Raw genomic sequence first — 18,801 nt, forward strand, 5'->3', positions numbered from 1 at the left:
ATTTTTATTCTAATTTATCAATTTTTGATTATTATTTTATTGGAAGTTTCAATTTTTGTTTTTCACAGAGTGAAAGTCAATTTTTTACCGATTTGACTTTTTTCAATTAGTTTTTGGTCCAATTTTATGAGAATTTTTCTCTTTTTCTTCAATTTTTCTTTTGGAAATAATCCGTTTTGATTTTTGTCATTTTAAAATTTAATTTCCCACTAAAAAAAGCTTCAAATCTATAGATTTTCGATTGTTTTCGCTCTTTTTTCGTCTGATTAAATTTTTTATTTTGAACTCAAAACATTCTTTTCAAGTTCTAAGCTTTCTTATTTAGCTTTTCTGATAAATTTTAAGATTAAAAAAACTGGTTTTGCATTGATCGATTTTCGCTTTTTGATAACCAACTTTTTTGAGTTTGAGTCAATTTCTATAAAATCTGGATTTATTTTATCAATTCTGAGTTTTCTTGTGTATCATTTATTTTCATCATCACCGGCTTGAGTGAGTTTTTGGAGCAATTACAGGTAACTCGTTATATCCATATAAAAATAATCATTTATTGTATTTATTTTCTGGATATCAACACTATAAAGATATTTTTTTTCTATATACATACAATAAGGTTTACCGTAAAATGAAGAAAAAACTGGAATTAGTAATGGGAAAAATCAAAAACTCTGTAGATTAATATTTATTGTTATTATTAAGACCTTTAGCAAATTGATCCATTTCAGAGTACTTTATTGAAAAATAAAAAAGAATATAGAATAAACGTATACTTGAGGATGTTGCCAACATAAGATATACAAAGAATAAGTAAATTACTTCGGTTTATTTATTAATCTTCACTTCTGGAAACATTTCCTCAACTTCCTTAAAGAATTGAGATAAATTCATGTTTTCAGCTTCGCAAATATTTATAATTGTATCGATACTTGTTCTATAGCTTTTTCTCTCCTTAATTAATCGAACAGTTTTCTCATTTATATTATGTTCGTCGGCAAAAGCGCTATTATTCTCCACTTTACCAATCCATTTTTCATATAAAAATTCGACTATTTTGAGATTTCGATCCACCATTTATACAAAAAAAATGAAACCTCAGTAAAACTTCTCGGATTCAAATCCGAATATTAAATTTTTTTATTATATTTACTTCAAATTGATATATTTGCGAAACTTCTTAAAGTAAAAATATTAGAAGCATTCGCTTTGAATCTCGCATTAGAAAACTGGTAATTTTTATATGTGTACGAGAGGATAAGTATGGATGCCTACGACCCGGGCGTAGGATCATCGCTTATTTGTACACAGGTATACCAGTACCTCTAATGCATTAAGTTGAGTTCCACGCCCTTTTTTAATTTCGCAATATAGGTCGTTTCTCTTCATAATGTTCAAAGTGATTTTCTATAATTTTTAAGTCTCGCAATCCCAAAATATACAGTTTTGGTCATCACATCTTATGTCTAATCGTAAGCTTGTTGCGGGACAGGCTAAAATTTACAACATCCCGTGGGTGCTGTTAACCCTATTTTGTACAGTGTGGGTTGGGAAAAGCCTAAGGGCTTTGGGAACATTGTTAGTATTGCAATTTCGGCTATAGGGAGCCGTCATGCCCCCTACTCCTTTATCTAGAGGATAGGGATAATTTGATTTTAGCTTAACATAAGCTTTTCCCCGTGAGATTGGCGTCTGGACGGGGAAGGCTTAAGCTTAAATAAAACATTGTTTCATTTAAATCACACGTAAAATTATGAAAAATAATTACCCGTGCCATATATACATGGCACTAATAATTATAGGTGGGATACTCTTAATTCTGCCCAAAGCTGCACATGCCGCAACCCCTACTCACCCGAGCTTGCAACAACAAGAAATCACCGGAACGGTCACAGATCAAAACGGCCTTCCTATTCCTGGAGTGAATGTCCTTATTAAAGGAACCTCTGCCGGAACTATGACCAATTTGGATGGTTATTATAGTCTGAGGGCTTCCATTGGTAATACCCTTCTCTACTCTTATGTTGGCTATCAAACCATAGAAAAAGAACTCACGCCCGGGTTTAATGGAGACTTAATGATGCAACCGGCAACCGATGCCTTATCCGAGGTCGTTATTAACGCCGGCTACTATAATACAACAGAGCGAGAGCGAACGGGCAATATCGCAAGAGTTACCGGAGAAGAAATAGAACTGCAACCCGTAGTAAGTCCAATACAAGCATTGCAAGGAAGAATGGCAGGAGTAGAAATCATACCGGGTGGAAGTAATCCGGGAACAGCTTCTACCATTCGCATTAGAGGGACTAATAGTCTTAGAGAGGAAGGAAATTATCCGTTATATATTATTGACGGTGTTCCTGTTAATTCCACCCCTGTAGAAACAAATTCAATAATAGGTAATGCTGGTTTAGACCCATTAAATAACCTGAATGTTTCCAATATTGAAAGTATTGAAGTTTTAAAGGATGCCGATGCTACTGCGATATACGGGTCGCGTGGGGCCAACGGGGTTGTTTTGATCACCACTAAAACGGGTAAACAACGCAGATCGGGTCTAGAAGCCAGATTATATACCGGCGTTACCACCGTTCCCAATCGACTGGATTTATTAAACACCCAAGAGTATTTGGAAGTAAGAAGACTGGCTTTTGAAAATGACAGGGTTGAACCTACGGCACAAAATGCTTATGATCTGGTAACATGGGATCAAGATCGATACACCGATTGGCAGGATTTTTTATTTGGTGGCACTGCTGAAACTACCAATGCCAATCTCTCCTTTTCAGGAGGGAATGATAAAACTTTTTTTAGATTGGGCGGCTCTTATTTTTCTCAGGGAACGGTTTATCCAGGAGATAATACTTACAACAAAATAACCGGTAATTTAAACATTGATCATTTATCTGAAGATGAAAAACTAAAAATCAATTTTTCTGCGAATTACGGAGTAGACATCAATAAACTCTTTTGGAGCAATAGTTTAAGTTCGTCAACGGTTTTATTACCTCCAAATGCACCCGAACTTTTTAACAATGATGGCAGTTTAAATTGGGAAGAATGGGCAGTAGCTGATTTAGAAAACCCTCTGGCCGGTTACTATAATCGTGGAAGGACGGAAACCAGAAACTTATTATCTAACCTTGGTATATCCTATCAAATTCTAAACAGCCTAAAAATACGATTGAATGCCGGTTATACTTATTACGAAAGTCAGGAGTTAATGAAACGCCCGGGCAGATCGTATAATCCTTCCGCAGGTGAACCAAACAATTCTTTTCATTTAAATTCCGATAGAAAATCTTGGATTTTGGAACCTCAGTTGATCTTCAATCAATATTTCGGTGATTTCAATTTAGATGTTATAATTGGCGGAACTTTTCAGGAAAATACTAATAGTCAGGTCAGATATCAGGGAGCCGGTTACGTCACCGAATCGCTTATTGGCAATTTAGATGCAGCCGAACAAGTAATTAATGCTTCAAGCCAAACAAATCAATACAGATATGCTGCAGCCTTTGCCCGGATAGGGACAAATTGGAAGAAGAAAGTATTTATAAATTTTACGGGGCGACGTGACGGATCTTCCCGATTCGGCCCGAAAAACCGTTTTTCAAACTTCGGAGCAATAGGTGCAGCTTGGATTTTCTCCGAGGAAGAGCTCATTGAAAATGCCCTGCCATTGTTGTCATTTGGGAAATTAAGGGGGAGTTATGGTACTACTGGAAATGATCAGATTGGCGACTATGGTTATTTGGACGCCTACCAAGCTACTCCGGGTCCCGGAGGCTTATATCCTGTTTCCCTTGCTAACCCTTCATTTTCTTGGGAAGTTAATAAAAAACTCGAAGTTGCGCTGGAATTGGGGTTTCTAGAAGACAAACTGAATCTTGCGATAAGCTGGTATCGTAACCGTTCTTCCAACCAATTGGTAGGATATCCTTTGCCTGCTATTACAGGGTTCAACACTGTTCAGGCCAATCTTCCGGCCACAGTAGAGAATAGTGGTTGGGAACTGGAGCTATCTTCAATCAATCTTAACTTAGATAATTTTCGTTGGCAGACTTCCCTGAATTTTAGTGTTCCAAAAAACAGCTTAGTAAGTTATCCGAATATTGAACAGTCTTCTTATGCAAATATCTATAGAATTGGTCACCCCGTAAACATATCCCTTTTATATCGATATGAAGGAATTGATCCGGAAACGGGTTTATACAGAATTGCGGATATTAATGGTGATGGAAGTTTTGATTATGAGGACAGGGTCGTAATCCAGGATTTAACCAGAGAATATTACGGCGGAATTAATAATAATCTCAGCTTTAAAAATTTTAGCCTCCAGTTTTTATTGCAATATGTAAAACATGAAGGTATGGCTTCATTCTTTAATGCAGGCAGACCTACCAACCAAAGGCGTGTTGTCTTGGATGCTTTAAATTCAAACGGAGATATCCAAAGAATATCACAGTTACCTGCATTTAATCAAGCTTATTCCAATGCCTTAAATTCGAACTTACCTATACAGGATGCTTCCTTCTTACGGTTAAAAACATTTTCGTTAGGGTATAATTTGCCGGAAAGTCTTTTAAAATCATTCCTATTAACGAAAGGGAAAATTTTTCTTACAGGCCAGAATCTTTTTACAATATCTCCTTATGAAGGTTTAGATCCCGAATTATCCTATTCCAATACTTCATTTGCGAACCTTAGGACAGTAACCGCCGGTCTTCAGTTTAATTTTTAAATAGAAAATTATGATAACTAAAAAAAGAATAAAACAAACAATGGTAGTTTTTATGGCTTCCATTTTAATTGCTTGCGAAGACTTTGTAGAGGTCGACGCACCCGATTATAAAATTATAAGAGAGGATGTCTTTAATAGTGAAGAAACGGCCAGAAGCGCCATGACAGGGATATATAACGAGTTATTCCGATCCTCTTTTAGTAACGGGACACAATACAGCGTAACAGTTTTAGGAGCCCTTTCGGGAAACCTACTAATGAACATTAGGGAAACCAATCTCGTTCGAATGGAATTCCAGCAACACGAAATTTCCGCTGAGAACACCTCAAACCTATTTCTCTGGACTAGTGCTTATAATATGATCTATAATACAAATGCTTTTTTAGAAGGATTACAGTCTTCGGAAACCATAGGTTCTGAGGTTAAAAATCAGTTACAGGGAGAGGCTAAGTTCGTGAGAGCTTTTACCTACTTTTATTTGGTAAACCTTTATGGTGAAGTTCCACTTGTACTCACCACCGACTACGAGCAAAATCAACTGGCCAATCGAACTCATTCCGAGGAAATTTATGCACAAATCATATTGGATTTAGAAGATGCCATTGAAAATCTAACAGACGAAAACGAAGATATTCGTACTAAAGTTAATAGGTATACTGCCATGGCTTTACTATCCAGAGTACATCTCTATAACCGGCAGTGGCAAAAGGCTGAAGAGTTGAGCAGCCGGGTAATTTCGAACAACTCCTATATACTACTGGAAGAGTTAAGTGATGTTTTTCTGGCTAATAGCCAAGAAGCTATATGGCAAATATCACCCATAGGAAGCGGAGCAACAACGACACATACCAATGAAGGTAATTTTTTTATCATAGATCCTATTTTTTCATTCTTGGCAAGTGTTCAATTGAATGAAAATTTTATTGCAAATTTCAATGATGACGATCTTCGATTGTCAAACTGGATTAGCTATAATGAAAGCCTTAACGCTTACTTCCCGTTTAAATATAAAATATGGAATAGTAATGAGCAGCCAAGTACAGAGTATTCCATGGTGCTTCGGCTAGCCGAACAGTTCTTAATAAGGGCTGAGTCCAGACTGATGCAAGATGATCACAAGGGTGCAATAGACGATATTAATACAATTCGAAATAGAGCTGGCCTGGCTCCACTTTCCAATACAGATAATCTAGAAACCGAAGTACTCCTTGATGAAATAATGGAGCAACGCAAAAAAGAATTTTTTACCGAATGGGGTCATAGATGGTTAGACCTCAAGCGAACAGACAGATATGAAAATATATGGGAGGATAATCCATTATGGGAAGATACGGATCTGCACTATCCTATCCCAGCAGAGGAAAGAATAAAAAACCCTAACCTAACTCAAAACCCCGGATATTAACTTATGAAATTATTAAAAACATTAGTAGTCTACAGTCTAATATTCTTATGGGGCCTATCCATGTCTGCGCAAACTACTTATGATAATCCTGAAGATAATTGGACTCTGGATAAAAACATAAAAACAGGTGTTTTGGACAACGGACTTACTTATTTTATAAAACCTGTCAAAAACTCTAACCAGCACGTCAGAATGATTTTTTTAGTAAAAGTCGGTTCATTAAATCAACAACAGCATGAATTAAATTTTGCTCATCATATTGAACACCTATCCTTTAGACCGAGCGCTAATTTTCCTAGCGGCCTTAAAGGTAATTCTAAAGAACTGAGTCATCTTGATATGCAGCCGCATAATATTTACGGAAGAACGGGCGCAAGGGTTACAAGATATTTTTATAATGCTCCATATGAAAATAAGCAAGCAATAAATACCGGTTTACTCTGGTTTAAAGACATTGCTACAGGTCTGGATCTTTCCCAAAAGAGTATAGATAGGGAAAGAGGTGTTTTGTTGCAGGAATATCGAGGTAGTGCGGCTAGTCGTGCTCAAAAATTAGCGTATAACGAGGTTTATAGCAACCTCTTTTCGGAAGTTAACAGTACCAAATCTTTTTCTTTGCATAACAGAAATTTTCCCCATCAGGATTTACAAAAATTTTATAAAAAATGGTATCAACCGCAACGAATGGCTGTGGTGATTGTTGGGAATATAGAAAATTCGGAAAAACTAGAAGATAGCATTAAATCCATTTTCCAGGAATTAAAGTCCTTAGAAATTGAAGTAGAACCTGAAAGAAAAGAACGAAATAAACCAAATATTGAAAAAAGTTTCACCAGTGTTTTTCGAAAATCAAATGGCAATTCTAAATATGCATTTAACGCTGTTAACATGTATCTTTTTTATAAGCACAAGGTCGACAAAAAAGAGGACAAAGGCTTAGGTAGACTACAAAGACAAATAAAGGGAGAACTTATTACGGAAATACTTAAAACAAGATTTAGCGAAAGTTCTAAGGTAGATAATAAAACTACTATTTCCAGTTCGTACACACCTGTTTGGGATATACCTTCGGATATGCTAACTATAACTATAAATACAGAATTGCAATATGAAGTAGTAGCGTTGGAAAATACTGTAGATATTTTAAGACAATTTATAGAATATGGGGTTACAGAGGAAGAATTTGAAAACGCCAAAAATAATAGTTTAAAAACCATAGAATCTTATAATACTTTGGAAAGTTCATATTGGATAAACGAAATAGAAAATTATTTTGTAAACCACGAAGTGCTCCCGCTCAATAAAAAAGAAATTATTAAAAATTGGTTATCAAAACTTCCTAAGGAAGAAATAAATCATTTAGTAAAGGATATAATAAAACCTTTACCTGATAAAATGGGCTTGATATTTCCTTCAGACAGCGAATCTCCTTTATTTTATAAAGAAAAAACCCAGGAAATAATTCAGAAAAAAGCTATGGAAAAAGTGCTTCCATATAAATCTAAATCTGAAATAAAAAGATTAATGAACCGAGACCAAATTGATTCTCTACCAAAGGGGGAAAAATTATACGCCAAATTAGGTAAATTAGATACCGAAGTATATTCTCTAAAGAATGGATCTAAGCTCATTCTAAAACCGTTGAAGAGCGAAAACTCCAATACTTTAACTATTCGAGGATTCTCACCATTTGGGGCGTCTTGTTATCCGAAAGAAGAATATAATAGTACCATGTTTGCTACATCCGTTATTAAAAGCTTAGGAGTCGGATCTTATAAAAACAAGGACTTAAAGAATTTTTATGAAAACACGCAATCAATAAAAATGGGATTTACCCCTTATATATTTAGTAATGAAAGTGGGTTCGAATCTGAAGTATCGATTAAAGAACTAGATAAATTTCTTCAGCTTTTATATTTATATTTTACAAAACCTCGTAAAGACCAGGTAGCTTTTGAAAACTGGAAAAAAAGATTTTTACAGGATGCTACACATTTTATAAACCCCACAAACGACCTGATTGATGCTTTGAAAAAAGTAACAAGAGACTCCACGAGGCTTCCCATAGCCTCAGATTTGGTAAAAGCATCTCAAAGCGTAAATTTGAATATCGCATATAGAAATTACTTGGATCTATTTGGGAATATGGAAAATTTTACATTTATCGTTACAGGTGATTTTGATAGTAATGAGGTGGTCGCTACTTTTCAGAAATATATAGGGAATATAGCTTCCACTTCAAAAATGAATTTCGAGGCAAAAAACAAAGTAATCGGCACGCCTATTGGCCCCAAATATTATGAGCTAAGTACCTCTGACCTGTATCAAACAAAAAACTCCTTTTATGGAATAAGATTTGTTAATAATGTTTCAAACCAAAAAATTTGGCAAGAAGAATTGAAAGTAAGGGTTTTAGGGATGGTACTTAATAGTTTAATTTATGACTTAAGGGATAAAGAAGAACTTTCATTATATAGATTCAGTGCCGGCGGCTATTTTGATAGAAGAACACAACGAATTGAAATACAGTTCCGTTTCAGCTGCTTACCAGAACAATTACCTATCATAAGAGAAAAAACAAATCAAATAATTGAAAACTTAAAAAAGGGTAATATTTCGGAGAAAGTATTTGAAAATCAAAAAACAGGAATAAGATCCATTTACACACATCATGCACTCAATCAGCCTTCTTATATTGCGAAGAAGTTGTATCGCTATTACAGATTTGAGGAACCTCCGGTAGCATCAATAATCATAGAAAATTATCTCAAAAACCTTACTTTTGAGGAAGTAGTCCGGACAGCTAAAACATATTTAAAACCGGAATTCAGGCACGAAGTAAAAATGGAATAATGTTTTTCATTATTAATAATTAACCCATTGTAGAACAACTACAATGGGTTAATATTTCAAATCTACTTAATAATCTTAAAGATTAATCACAGTAGGATCTTGATCAGGCGGACTAAGTTTTTCAGTATTTAGATCCATTTCATCATAAACATTAAAAACAGGCCCTCCTTCACCAATCTGAACTCGACAGTTCTCTTCGGTTCCTTGACATTCTTGCTCCGGGATCTCCTGCCAATTATTATTACCCAGATAAATAAAGTCAGTACTTTGAATATCAGGTTTTGTCTCGGATTTAACGCTTGCAAAGGTCAATCCTATGGCAAAAATGAAGACCAACATCGGTAAAATTACTTTTAACTTTTTCATGGTTTTAAGTTTTAATCTATACCTACTCTTTGAAGGATTTTCGGCTTCTCCTACTTTCTGCGCAAAAAGATTTGTCATTTCTCTTGGGTGTAAATTTCCAGTACATCACTGGAAAAAGAAAGTAGTTTCTATTAAAGGCTACGATCATTTACAATAGTAAATTTCATCAAATAACCTCAAATAAAATGGTCGCTAAAGCCTAAAAGCTATTCTATTATGATGATGAGAAGGAATTTTCTATTCTGTATTGTGAAGGGGTCTTCCCGTATTGAAGCCTAAACTTCCTGGAAAAATGAGAGTGATCTTTAAAACCGCATTTTTGGCTAATGATAGAAATCGGTATTTCTGTAGTACGGATTAACAGGGCGCCTTTTTCCAGCCTCTTTTGCATATGAAACCTCGGGATCGTGATACCATACATCTTCTTAAATTCTTCTTTGAGCTTCGTTTTATTAGTACGGTGGATAAGTCCCAATTCTTTAAGGGAAGGAAGCTCCTTATGAAGATTTCGAAGGATATATAAACGCACTTGCTTAACCAGGGATTTTGTTGCGGTACTTTCTTTTTTCTCTGAATTCGAGGATCTGGCAGTAGTCCTTCTTTTCCCACCCTCCCTTTCTTTATTTTTGAAACGAAAAACATTCATTACATAAGAAATATGGGCATCAGAGCCTATCATTTTCTGCACAGTACAAAAAGCTCGATAGAACTTAATATTTTTAATTACAAAATCTACAAAGAGTAATCGCCGATAGTTTTTATCTCGGTTTAAACGCAGTTCCTCTTTTAACATTTTAACCGAAATATTTGAAAGAATTTCTGATACCGGCCTGCCCCGGTATTCTTTATCCCATTGCAGTATTTGAGGGGTGTTGGGAGTATATGCGCTAATGTGATACTCTTTATCCAAAAAAATCACAAAATATAATTCGGGATGTTCCATCAACTGCTGGGGGTTAAAACAGGAATCCTCGATCTCCTCAGACATCATGTTCAATAATAATGAAATAGTATCAAAAGGATCACTACGCCCAGGGGAATCTTGTCGAAACATAAAATTACCACAGGCAATCTCGATAATTTGATTGCATAACGAATCGAATCTCATTTTATCCTCCTTACTCATTTGTTTTTTCATAATTATAGTTTTTAGTATGGGTTACTTTATATAGTCCTGTAGAAACGAAAGCGCCTCGTCCTTATCAGTAAATATCTGGGTAGGATAAGGCGGTTCGCTTGCTTTTACATATAGGCGGGCAACCTTCATGGCAAGCTCATCTTCTACCAGCAGGGCGAGGGCTTTAGTCAAATTGCCACCTTCAATGGCCAAATAATCCCTGGCTTGCTTTTGTGCTGTGGTCACGCCTCGTAAATCGCAAAATATAGGATAGGAATTCTCGTTTTGAAGTTGTAAGCGTTCACTTACAATCGTCTTAGCCATGGGCCCGTCAATCTCATATATCTCTTTATAGATAAAATAGAAAATTCCATGGGAAATCCACATTTTTGCGTATGTACCATCCACCATCATCCCGTAAAAATTTGAATATCACTAATATAAATAAAAAATCAATATGTCTCAATAGCCCGGTATCCAGGCATTATAAAGTAAAAGAAAGCTACTCTCATAGATTTTAATGGTATTTGAACGAAAAGCCGAATAACTATTCCGAAAAGCCTTTTTATTATAACGGTCAGGATTATGATCAATATTTATCATAGCTTAAAAAAGAAAATTTTTACATGAAAAAGTTATGGCTAAGGTTAAACACAATAATTTCCTGGATACCGTTGATGAAGTCATCACTAATGCCACCAATGCCGGGGTCATCCATTTACAGGCAACGGGCGATGCGTTAAATGGACGGTATATAACTATTAATGGAAAACCTTCATATCATTTCGGAACAACAGGTTACCTGGGTCTTGAACAAGATAGACGGTTAAAAAATGCCGCGAAAGAGGCTATTGAAAAGTATGGCACACAATTTCCCTTATCCAAAACATATATTTCACATCCGCTCTATGCGCCGCTAGAAGAAAAGATTTTCGAAATGTATGGACACCCCATACTTATCACAAAAAATAGTACCCTGGGGCATTTAGCCGTAATTCCGACGGCTGTTCGGTACGGCGATGCCGTGATACTGGACCACCAGGTGCACTGGAGTGTTCAAAGTGCGACCGAGGTATTAAAGTCAAAAGGAATAACCGTGCGAATGATCCGACATAGCAATATGGATATGCTGGAACACGCTATCAAAGCATTACAAAATAAAGCCAGGAAAATTTGGTATATGGCAGATGGGGTGTATTCTATGTACGGGGATTTTTCCCCTTTACAGGATTTGATGGAGTTATCGAAAAAATATCCCCAGTTACATCTCTATATTGATGATGTACACGGAATGAGCTGGAAAGGACCATACGGTACGGGATATGTGATGTCGGTATTAAAAGAGCTTCCCCAAAATATACTACTGTTTGGTACACTGAGTAAAACTTTTGGAGCCAGTGGCGCAGTACTAGTTTGCCCTGATAAGAAATTACATCAAAAGATTAAAAATTTTGGAGGGCCTCTTACATTTTCTGCCCAGCTGGAACCAGCCTCTGTGGCTGCCGCAACTGCTTCGGCCAATATTCATCTATCTCCCGAGATCTATGCGTTACAATCAGAATTGGAACAAAAAATCAATTACTTCAATCATTTAGTGGCGTTAACAGATTTGCCGCTGGTACATAAAAACAGCTCCCCGGTATTTTACATTGGCACCGGACGACCTGCCACCGGGTATAATTTTGTTAAGAAAATGATCGATGCCGGATTTTTTGTAAACCTTGGATTGTTTCCGGCTGTTCCCGTTAAGAATACCGGGGTTAGGATAACGATTTCCAGACATAACAAATTAAAGGATATCAAGGTATTAGTGGATGCGATGATCCATCATTTTCCCATAGCAATGACAGACACCCATACTGACCTAAGCAAGATTCACAAATCATTTGGAATGCCGCAACCTAAAGAGCATCATACTTTAGCTACACCGTTTGAGGAATTACAGCTGGAATATACCGAAAGCATTCAACAGATAAACAAAACGGAATGGGATACCTGTTTTTCCGGAAAAGGTACGTTCGACTGGGACGGTCTTGCATTTTTGGAAAAGGTCTTTACCAACAATCAATTACAGGAGCATAACTGGGGATTTCACTATATCACGATAAAGGATCAAGACGCCAAGATAATCTTGGCAGCCCCGCTTACTAGTGCACTCTTAAAAAATGACATGCTTTCAGAGGTAAATACCTCAAAAGCCATCGAAGAATTGCGGATAGAAGATCCCTATTATATGACCGATGTGGCACTATCCCTAGGTTCTGTTTTTTCAGAGGGCGCTCATTTATTCTTAAACGATGCTCATCCAAAGCATCTTCAAGCCACACGATTATTTCTCGAGAAACTTGAGGAAATAAAAACCAGAGTTGGTGCTCAACTTATTATATTAAGGGATTTTGAAAAAACAAATACTTTGAACACTTTCCTCCATGAGCAGGGTTTTATTGCCATAGCTTTACCCGATGCTTGTGAACTTACCAATATCCATTGGAAGAGTGAAGAGCAGTATTTGAATATACTTAGTAAACGATCCAGAAAGCATTTTAGAAAAGAGATTAAAGTTTTTGAAAACTATTTTACCCTATCGATAATAAAAGATCCATCCCCTTCTGAAATTGATCAATTCTATAGATTGTTCCAACAGGTGTGGCGCCATAACTTAGGGATTAACACCTTTATGTTTCCAAAAAAATTGTTTGTGGAAATGGGGAAACATCAAAATTGGGAGTTTTTAGTCCTCACATTGAATGCAAACCTTGAGCCCTCGGCAAACGTTATTGGTGTGATGTTTTGCACCCATTCGGGACATACGTATATTCCTAGCTTAGTAGGCATGGATTATGATCAAAACAAAAAATTTAATACCTATCGACAACTACTATATCAAACCATTAAAAGAGCAAATGAGCTTAATTGTACCAAGGTAGATTTAGGATTTAGCGCGAGTTTCGAAAAAAGAAAATTAGGAGCAAAATTAATCCCAAAAGTAGCCTATATTCAGGCAGATGATAACTTTAGTCTTGAAGCCCTGGACTGGCTTAGAAAAAATTGAGACCTCCCCCTTTGAAGTATATTTTTAAATATTTACCCGTTAAAAAGCCCTATTGAAAATAGCACAACAAAGGCATTATTTGTTTTCAAAAAATACCGAAGTTATGCTCACATGTAGCGAACATTATAAGTAAAAACTAAATTTTTCAATAGCGATTAATTTTTTATGCAATCAGCTCTTAAAAATTCTAAAATAACAATGAAAAATATAGTCCAATCATATCCGCTAGAGTGGCTTGATTTATTAATCACAGTCACACTCAATCCTACCAAGACAAAAGTGAGGGCTATAACTAATGAGCAATTTAATAATATTATTAATCGTATTCCTGAAGAAAATCTACGTCTTCAAAAACTTATTAAAACCCACGTATTTTCCACTACGAAAGAGGAAGAAATTGCTTTATTGATCAAACAGTATCATTCATCACTTATTGCCCTACTTGATCAGACACTCGAAAATCAAAAAGAAGACACCTCTCGAAAGCTTATTTTAAAAAAAGTCTTTAAAGTACTACTCTCAAACATAGATGAGTTGCTATCTTTTATTGAAACCCGCTTTTCTACAAATCTTATCCTGGACGAAAGGGTTCCAGAGATGTATCTCTCCGTTACCAAAAAAGAACTAAAGAAAAAATTAGATAAGCTTAAATCAAATGCCAGTCTGAAGCTTAAAACACATCCCGCATTTGAAATCATTCTTAAAAGATTATATCATTTTATAAATAGCACACAACTTCATTATGAAGTGACGTTTCGTGATATTTTTTATAAAAAAACACTTGTTCAAGGACTTGGAGGACTTGAATCTAATAAAGAAGAAGTAGAAGCGTACTCCGCTTTGGATGAATTCCTAATCTATTTAAACTTTAACAGCAAGGCCTATATGAACCTGTTTACGGATCATATCGCCAAACAAATAAACAGACATGATAGTACCATTGAAAAGATGGATACACTACTCTATTATTACAAAGCCTTCAATCAATTACATCGTAAGCCGGAGATGATCCTTAATCCAAAATTCCATGATCTGGAAACAGTTTTAGGGAATTGGTTTACGCAGGAAATTCTTTACCTGGAAAAGAAATTACATCTATCAGTTGTTCCGCTACAAAGCAAAAAGAAAAACCCGATAGACAAGCAAGCAACCGCAAAGGAAAAGCAGAAAGTTCTTTGTATGCTTTCTACCGATCAAATGGGACTTATCCTTCGCGCTTCCGATGAATTACGAATATTGGTTGCAAAATCCATGAGTCAGGTATTTAAAACTATAGTACCCAATTTATCAACTCCTTATAAAGAAGACCTGTCCTACGATGGCATGCGCAGCAAATCCTATGTAGCAGAAGAACGTGACAAACAAATAGCCGTTGAAACATTAGAGCGGATTATTAAAAAAATCAAAGAATATTAAAACCACTATACCATGAAAAAGCTATTTCTTATATTCATGATCATCCCTGTTATTGGATGCCAAACAAATCAAAAACCTGATAAGGAGACCGTCTTAAAAATGATCAATGATGATCTGAACTATCCACGTACTATTGATTATGAAATCTTTTGTAGCGATCCTGCTCATGCTAATAAGTTGCTGGATTTAAAACTTGATGAGAAAAGAATGGTAACCATTCAGAAAACACAAAAATTAAAAGATATCGGTTCACCACTAATCTCTTTTACCGAAGCAGCCCAGCGGTACCTGATCAAACCTACAGAAAAGGAAAGGAAGCTGGACATTCAAAAAGTAAAGATTGCAGAAGAAACCATAAGTGATATCAAACTCGGAAATAGTTCTGAATCCAATGGAAAAACAACTATCCCGGTGACTTATACCGTAACCTGTACCAATATCACTCCATTTTCGGCCTTGATGAAACGTGATCTTTCAAAAACAATAACCCGCTCCGCTACACTACTTTTCATTGACAGAAAGTGGAAATTGATGAAGCCATAAAAATCATTTTTCCATATCATAGTTACAAAAGAGAACTTTTTAAGAAGGTTCTCTTTTTTTTTGAATAATCTCTTCCCGAAAGACATCTATTTCGCTAAGGTTCCAATGGTTACAAAAAGGTTCCAACAAAAAGTTGGACTTGTAGCAGCTTGCATTCGTGCGTTTCTTTGTTATCGAAATTAATAGAAAAACCCCGTCACAAGATTGATGGGCTTAATAGTAACGATAAAAAACAGCTTATGTTTAGCCAAATTTCATGGACAGACTACCTGTTGGCGGTCGCCATACTACTAGGTATTTATTATTTGTTTGTTGGGGTACGGTATTTTTCTAGTGACCTTAAAGCCCTGTTAGCAGGCAAACGAAAACGTATCTTAAAGCCATCTGGTTTTCCGCAAAATGAACCTTTGCAAAATGAAGTTTCAAAAGATACTTCGGTAACTACCGATGAGGAGACCGATGACGAATTTGCCGAAGTAGAACACCTGATCGAAAAGATCCAAACGGTCATTACCGATGCGCTTGGTAAACAACTTGTCAAGGAAGAATTTAGGCAGTACCTACGCCTTGTCCTCAAAGAATTTCCCTCCGTAAAAACATCGGGGCTTCGCCCTTCAGTAAATGAACTGATTGTATCCGAGTGTGAAAAACAAGGGATTGTGGCCTTCAATGAAGAAGAAGTGGATGCATTGTGGAGTGAAGAACGGCAATAATCCCGGCGGAACGTCTTTTCCTGCCCAACCCCGAGCCGAAGGGCAAAAGTGATTGAAAAAGATGGGTAAGTGACAGCGAAAGCGTTCCGCTTTTTTTAAAAAATTTAAGTGTAACCTAAATATGATGAATGATGAAAATGTGCAGCAAGAAAACAACAAAGTTTAACCGAAAAAAGGTGATCACCATTTGTGCCGCTATGGCATTACTGGCCATTCAATACAGTGCTTATGCTCAGGATGGTATTGAGGGAATTAACGAAGCAAATACCAAAGTACGCAGCTACTTTGCCGCAGGCACCAATCTGATGTATGCTGTTGGAGCTATCCTAGGATTGATCGGAGCGGTCAAGGTGTATCAAAAATGGAACAATGGTGATCAGGATACCGGCAAAGTGGCTGCCGCTTGGTTTGGCAGTTGTATTTTCCTGGTGGTTGTGGCTACCGTGATACAGTCGTTCTTCGGTATCTAAAATCCCTGAAGTATGCAGATACAATTAAAAGAAAAGTTGTGGGCGTTTATCGTCCACAACAATCCTGAATTGATGTTCAATTTGCAGGAAGACTATTCGGTGACCAACTATCTGGATTCAAAAGTAAAGGACATTATGCCTTTGGCAGAACAATTACTTTCTGAAAACCGACCCGGTTATGTTGTGGAAGAATTGTGCCTGGAGCAGATGACTGAAGAACTTAAACCTTCCCGTTACCACTACCTGCTTTCAATACTTGAGGAAGAATTTACTGCCGACTATGAGCGGTTACGGGAAAGCGGGACGCTCACCTATGAAGTCGTCAACCTGATTGCCTATTGCAAGGACATTTTTGACGGATACGGATTTAATTCAACAAATGAAGAGGACAGGCAGCTACGGTACACTGTCATCGGACAGGTACATGAATATCTCAATTAACTACTGAGAAGAAAAAAAGCTGGTCATCAAAATATGGTGACGGCTTTATAGCCATAAAGGAATGGTGAGAATGAAAAATGTGTGGATATGGCTTACAATATTTCAGAAAAACTACAAGATAATATTAGGGCAATCCGAATCGCCCTGAACCATCAAAACGGTAAAGAACTAGGCCCGGATGAAGTCTCGAACCTGAAAAAATTCTCAGGTTTTGGAGGGATCAAGGCTATCCTATATCCTTATGGTACACAGGAAGAATGGTCAGCTAATGGGGCTACCAAAGAAGACCTGAAACACCATGCAGATATTATGGAGCTGCATGACCTGCTAAAGGAAAACTATACCGAAACTCAATATCGGGAAATTATTTCTTCTTTACGTAATAGTGTGCTGACCGCCTTTTATACCCCGCAGGTAGTTCCCGAAACCTTATACACTGTTATGGCAGCACAAAATCTGCAACCCAAACGATTGTACGAACCTTCGGCAGGTTCCGGTATTTTTATTAGTGAAGCGGTAAAGGCTTTTCCTGAATTGGAACAGATTACCGCCGTAGAGAAAGATACCCTTTCCGGACTGGTACTCTCTGCTATAGGCGGTACACTGCCTGTTCCGGCAGAAACCCATATCACCGGTTTTGAAGAAACTCCGGTAACCGAAAATTCCAGCTATGACCTTATCGTCAGCAATATCCCGTTCGGTAATTTTTCAGTATACGATGAGGCGTATCCCGATAAAGCACTCTCGGGAAAAATACACAATTACTTTTTTGCCAAAGGCTTGGACAAACTGGCTGATGGCGGTCTCATGGCTTATATTACCACGGATGCTTTCCTAAATAGCCCATCCAATCAGAAAGCGAGGGAATACCTATTCGGTAAATCGGATTTTATAAGCCTGTCCGTTATGCCCGACAACCTGATGAAGGATACCGGCAATACCGAAGCTCCCAACCACCTGCTGATTGTTCAAAAGAATGGAACAAAAGAGACCCTATCCGAAGAAGAAACCTTACTGGTGACTACCGTATCCTTAGAGAATGAATATGGAACCTACCCTAGCAATAGCTATATTCAACAGCATCGGGATATCATTACGGGAAATACCCTCCAACCGGGTAAAAATCAATACGGACAGGCACACGAAACCGTATGGCAGCAAGGCGACCTCAATGACATTCGTGAAAAACTTGGACAGACGATTACCGAAGGGTTTAATACCCGTTTAAATCGGGAGCGTTATTTCCAAAGTCAATCCCTGCCAAAAGAAAAACAGGAAGTTGATGGCAGGAAGCTCACCTATCTTCCGATGCCCGAAAACAAAGCAGAAACCGTTTCGGTACAGTTAGGGCTTTTTGATACCGCTCCGGCAGAACAGATTAACCGTGCCATAGCCTATATCAATCCTTTGGATGCCACCGTCGTCAGAAAAGAAAGTGCACGGCTTATCAGTACCATTCGTACTACTGATAATCCTATACACGAGAGTATTGTACTCTTGGCAGCCAAACAACAAAAATCCAATCGCTACCTGTATAAACTGTATTCCAACGTCAAGGAGATCGACCATTTCTCTGCCAACTGGATGGATGCACGCTTATTAAGGCATGAACTGCAAAACCTGTCCGGGGAGTTACAAGGGTTTGCCCATGCATTTACCTATGAGGGCGACCAAACCTTAGAAGGAA

At 37.1% G+C, this 18,801-nt stretch carries 14 protein-coding genes; 10 read left to right on the forward strand and 4 right to left on the reverse strand.

Going from position 1 to position 18,801, the window contains the following annotated elements; translation table 11 throughout:
• Positions 1 to 822: 822 nt before the first annotated feature.
• Positions 823 to 1,071 carry a hypothetical protein gene (locus L1967_RS12435; RefSeq protein WP_249601887.1) on the reverse strand — a complete coding sequence of 83 codons (249 nt, stop codon included), beginning with the start codon at positions 1,069 to 1,071 and terminating at the stop codon, positions 823 to 825.
• Between the two features lie 706 nt (positions 1,072 to 1,777).
• Between L1967_RS12435 and L1967_RS12440 the strand changes: the two genes are divergently transcribed.
• Genes L1967_RS12440 through L1967_RS12450 form a run of 3 tightly spaced genes read left to right on the forward strand, consistent with a single transcriptional unit; the run spans position 1,778 to position 8,996 of the window.
• Positions 1,778 to 4,738, forward strand: coding sequence for a SusC/RagA family TonB-linked outer membrane protein (locus tag L1967_RS12440; RefSeq protein ID WP_249601888.1), 2,961 nt, complete (start codon positions 1,778 to 1,780; stop codon positions 4,736 to 4,738).
• 10 nt (positions 4,739 to 4,748) lie between these two features.
• Complete coding sequence (locus L1967_RS12445) at positions 4,749 to 6,143, forward strand: RagB/SusD family nutrient uptake outer membrane protein (protein ID WP_249601889.1); 1,395 nt, start codon at positions 4,749 to 4,751, stop codon at positions 6,141 to 6,143.
• A gap of 3 nt (positions 6,144 to 6,146) precedes the next feature.
• Entirely contained in the window at positions 6,147 to 8,996 is a 2,850-nt protein-coding gene (locus L1967_RS12450) for a M16 family metallopeptidase (protein WP_249601890.1), read from the forward strand.
• A 75-nt stretch (positions 8,997 to 9,071) separates the two neighbouring features.
• On the opposite strand, the gene L1967_RS12455 is transcribed toward L1967_RS12450, so the two are convergent.
• From L1967_RS12455 to L1967_RS12465, 3 genes are all read right to left on the reverse strand, one after another.
• Positions 9,072 to 9,362 carry a DUF6520 family protein gene (locus tag L1967_RS12455; protein WP_249601891.1) on the reverse strand — a complete coding sequence of 97 codons (291 nt, stop codon included), beginning with the start codon at positions 9,360 to 9,362 and terminating at the stop codon, positions 9,072 to 9,074.
• A gap of 214 nt (positions 9,363 to 9,576) precedes the next feature.
• Positions 9,577 to 10,500 (reverse strand): helix-turn-helix transcriptional regulator, encoded by a 924-nt coding sequence (locus tag L1967_RS12460; RefSeq protein WP_249601892.1) that lies wholly within the window; start codon positions 10,498 to 10,500, stop codon positions 9,577 to 9,579.
• Between the two features lie 21 nt (positions 10,501 to 10,521).
• On the reverse strand, positions 10,522 to 10,893 hold the full coding sequence (locus L1967_RS12465) for a DUF7793 family protein (protein WP_148211755.1): 372 nt from the start codon (positions 10,891 to 10,893) through the stop codon (positions 10,522 to 10,524).
• 223 nt (positions 10,894 to 11,116) lie between these two features.
• On the opposite strand from L1967_RS12465, the gene L1967_RS12470 reads away from it, so the two are divergent.
• The 7 genes from L1967_RS12470 to L1967_RS12500 all read left to right on the forward strand — a co-directional run.
• Positions 11,117 to 13,531 (forward strand): bifunctional aminotransferase class I/II-fold pyridoxal phosphate-dependent enzyme/GNAT family N-acetyltransferase, encoded by a 2,415-nt coding sequence (locus L1967_RS12470; protein WP_249601894.1) that lies wholly within the window; start codon positions 11,117 to 11,119, stop codon positions 13,529 to 13,531.
• A 198-nt stretch (positions 13,532 to 13,729) separates the two neighbouring features.
• Positions 13,730 to 14,947, forward strand: a complete 1,218-nt coding sequence (locus L1967_RS12475; protein ID WP_249601895.1) for a hypothetical protein — start codon at positions 13,730 to 13,732, stop codon at positions 14,945 to 14,947.
• Between the two features lie 12 nt (positions 14,948 to 14,959).
• Positions 14,960 to 15,490 carry a hypothetical protein gene (locus L1967_RS12480; RefSeq protein WP_249601896.1) on the forward strand — a complete coding sequence of 177 codons (531 nt, stop codon included), beginning with the start codon at positions 14,960 to 14,962 and terminating at the stop codon, positions 15,488 to 15,490.
• Between the two features lie 239 nt (positions 15,491 to 15,729).
• Positions 15,730 to 16,203 carry a hypothetical protein gene (locus L1967_RS12485; protein ID WP_249601897.1) on the forward strand — a complete coding sequence of 158 codons (474 nt, stop codon included), beginning with the start codon at positions 15,730 to 15,732 and terminating at the stop codon, positions 16,201 to 16,203.
• Between the two features lie 131 nt (positions 16,204 to 16,334).
• On the forward strand, positions 16,335 to 16,673 hold the full coding sequence (locus tag L1967_RS12490; RefSeq protein ID WP_084839765.1) for a DUF4134 domain-containing protein: 339 nt from the start codon (positions 16,335 to 16,337) through the stop codon (positions 16,671 to 16,673).
• A 12-nt stretch (positions 16,674 to 16,685) separates the two neighbouring features.
• Positions 16,686 to 17,114, forward strand: coding sequence for a hypothetical protein (locus L1967_RS12495; RefSeq protein WP_249601898.1), 429 nt, complete (start codon positions 16,686 to 16,688; stop codon positions 17,112 to 17,114).
• An 87-nt stretch (positions 17,115 to 17,201) separates the two neighbouring features.
• Positions 17,202 to 18,801: Eco57I restriction-modification methylase domain-containing protein (locus L1967_RS12500; protein WP_249601899.1), on the forward strand; the 1,600-nt coding region annotated here is incomplete at its 3' end.

The organism is Zunongwangia pacifica, assembly GCF_023499215.1.
Taxonomy (GTDB): Bacteria; Bacteroidota; Bacteroidia; order Flavobacteriales; family Flavobacteriaceae; genus Zunongwangia; species Zunongwangia pacifica.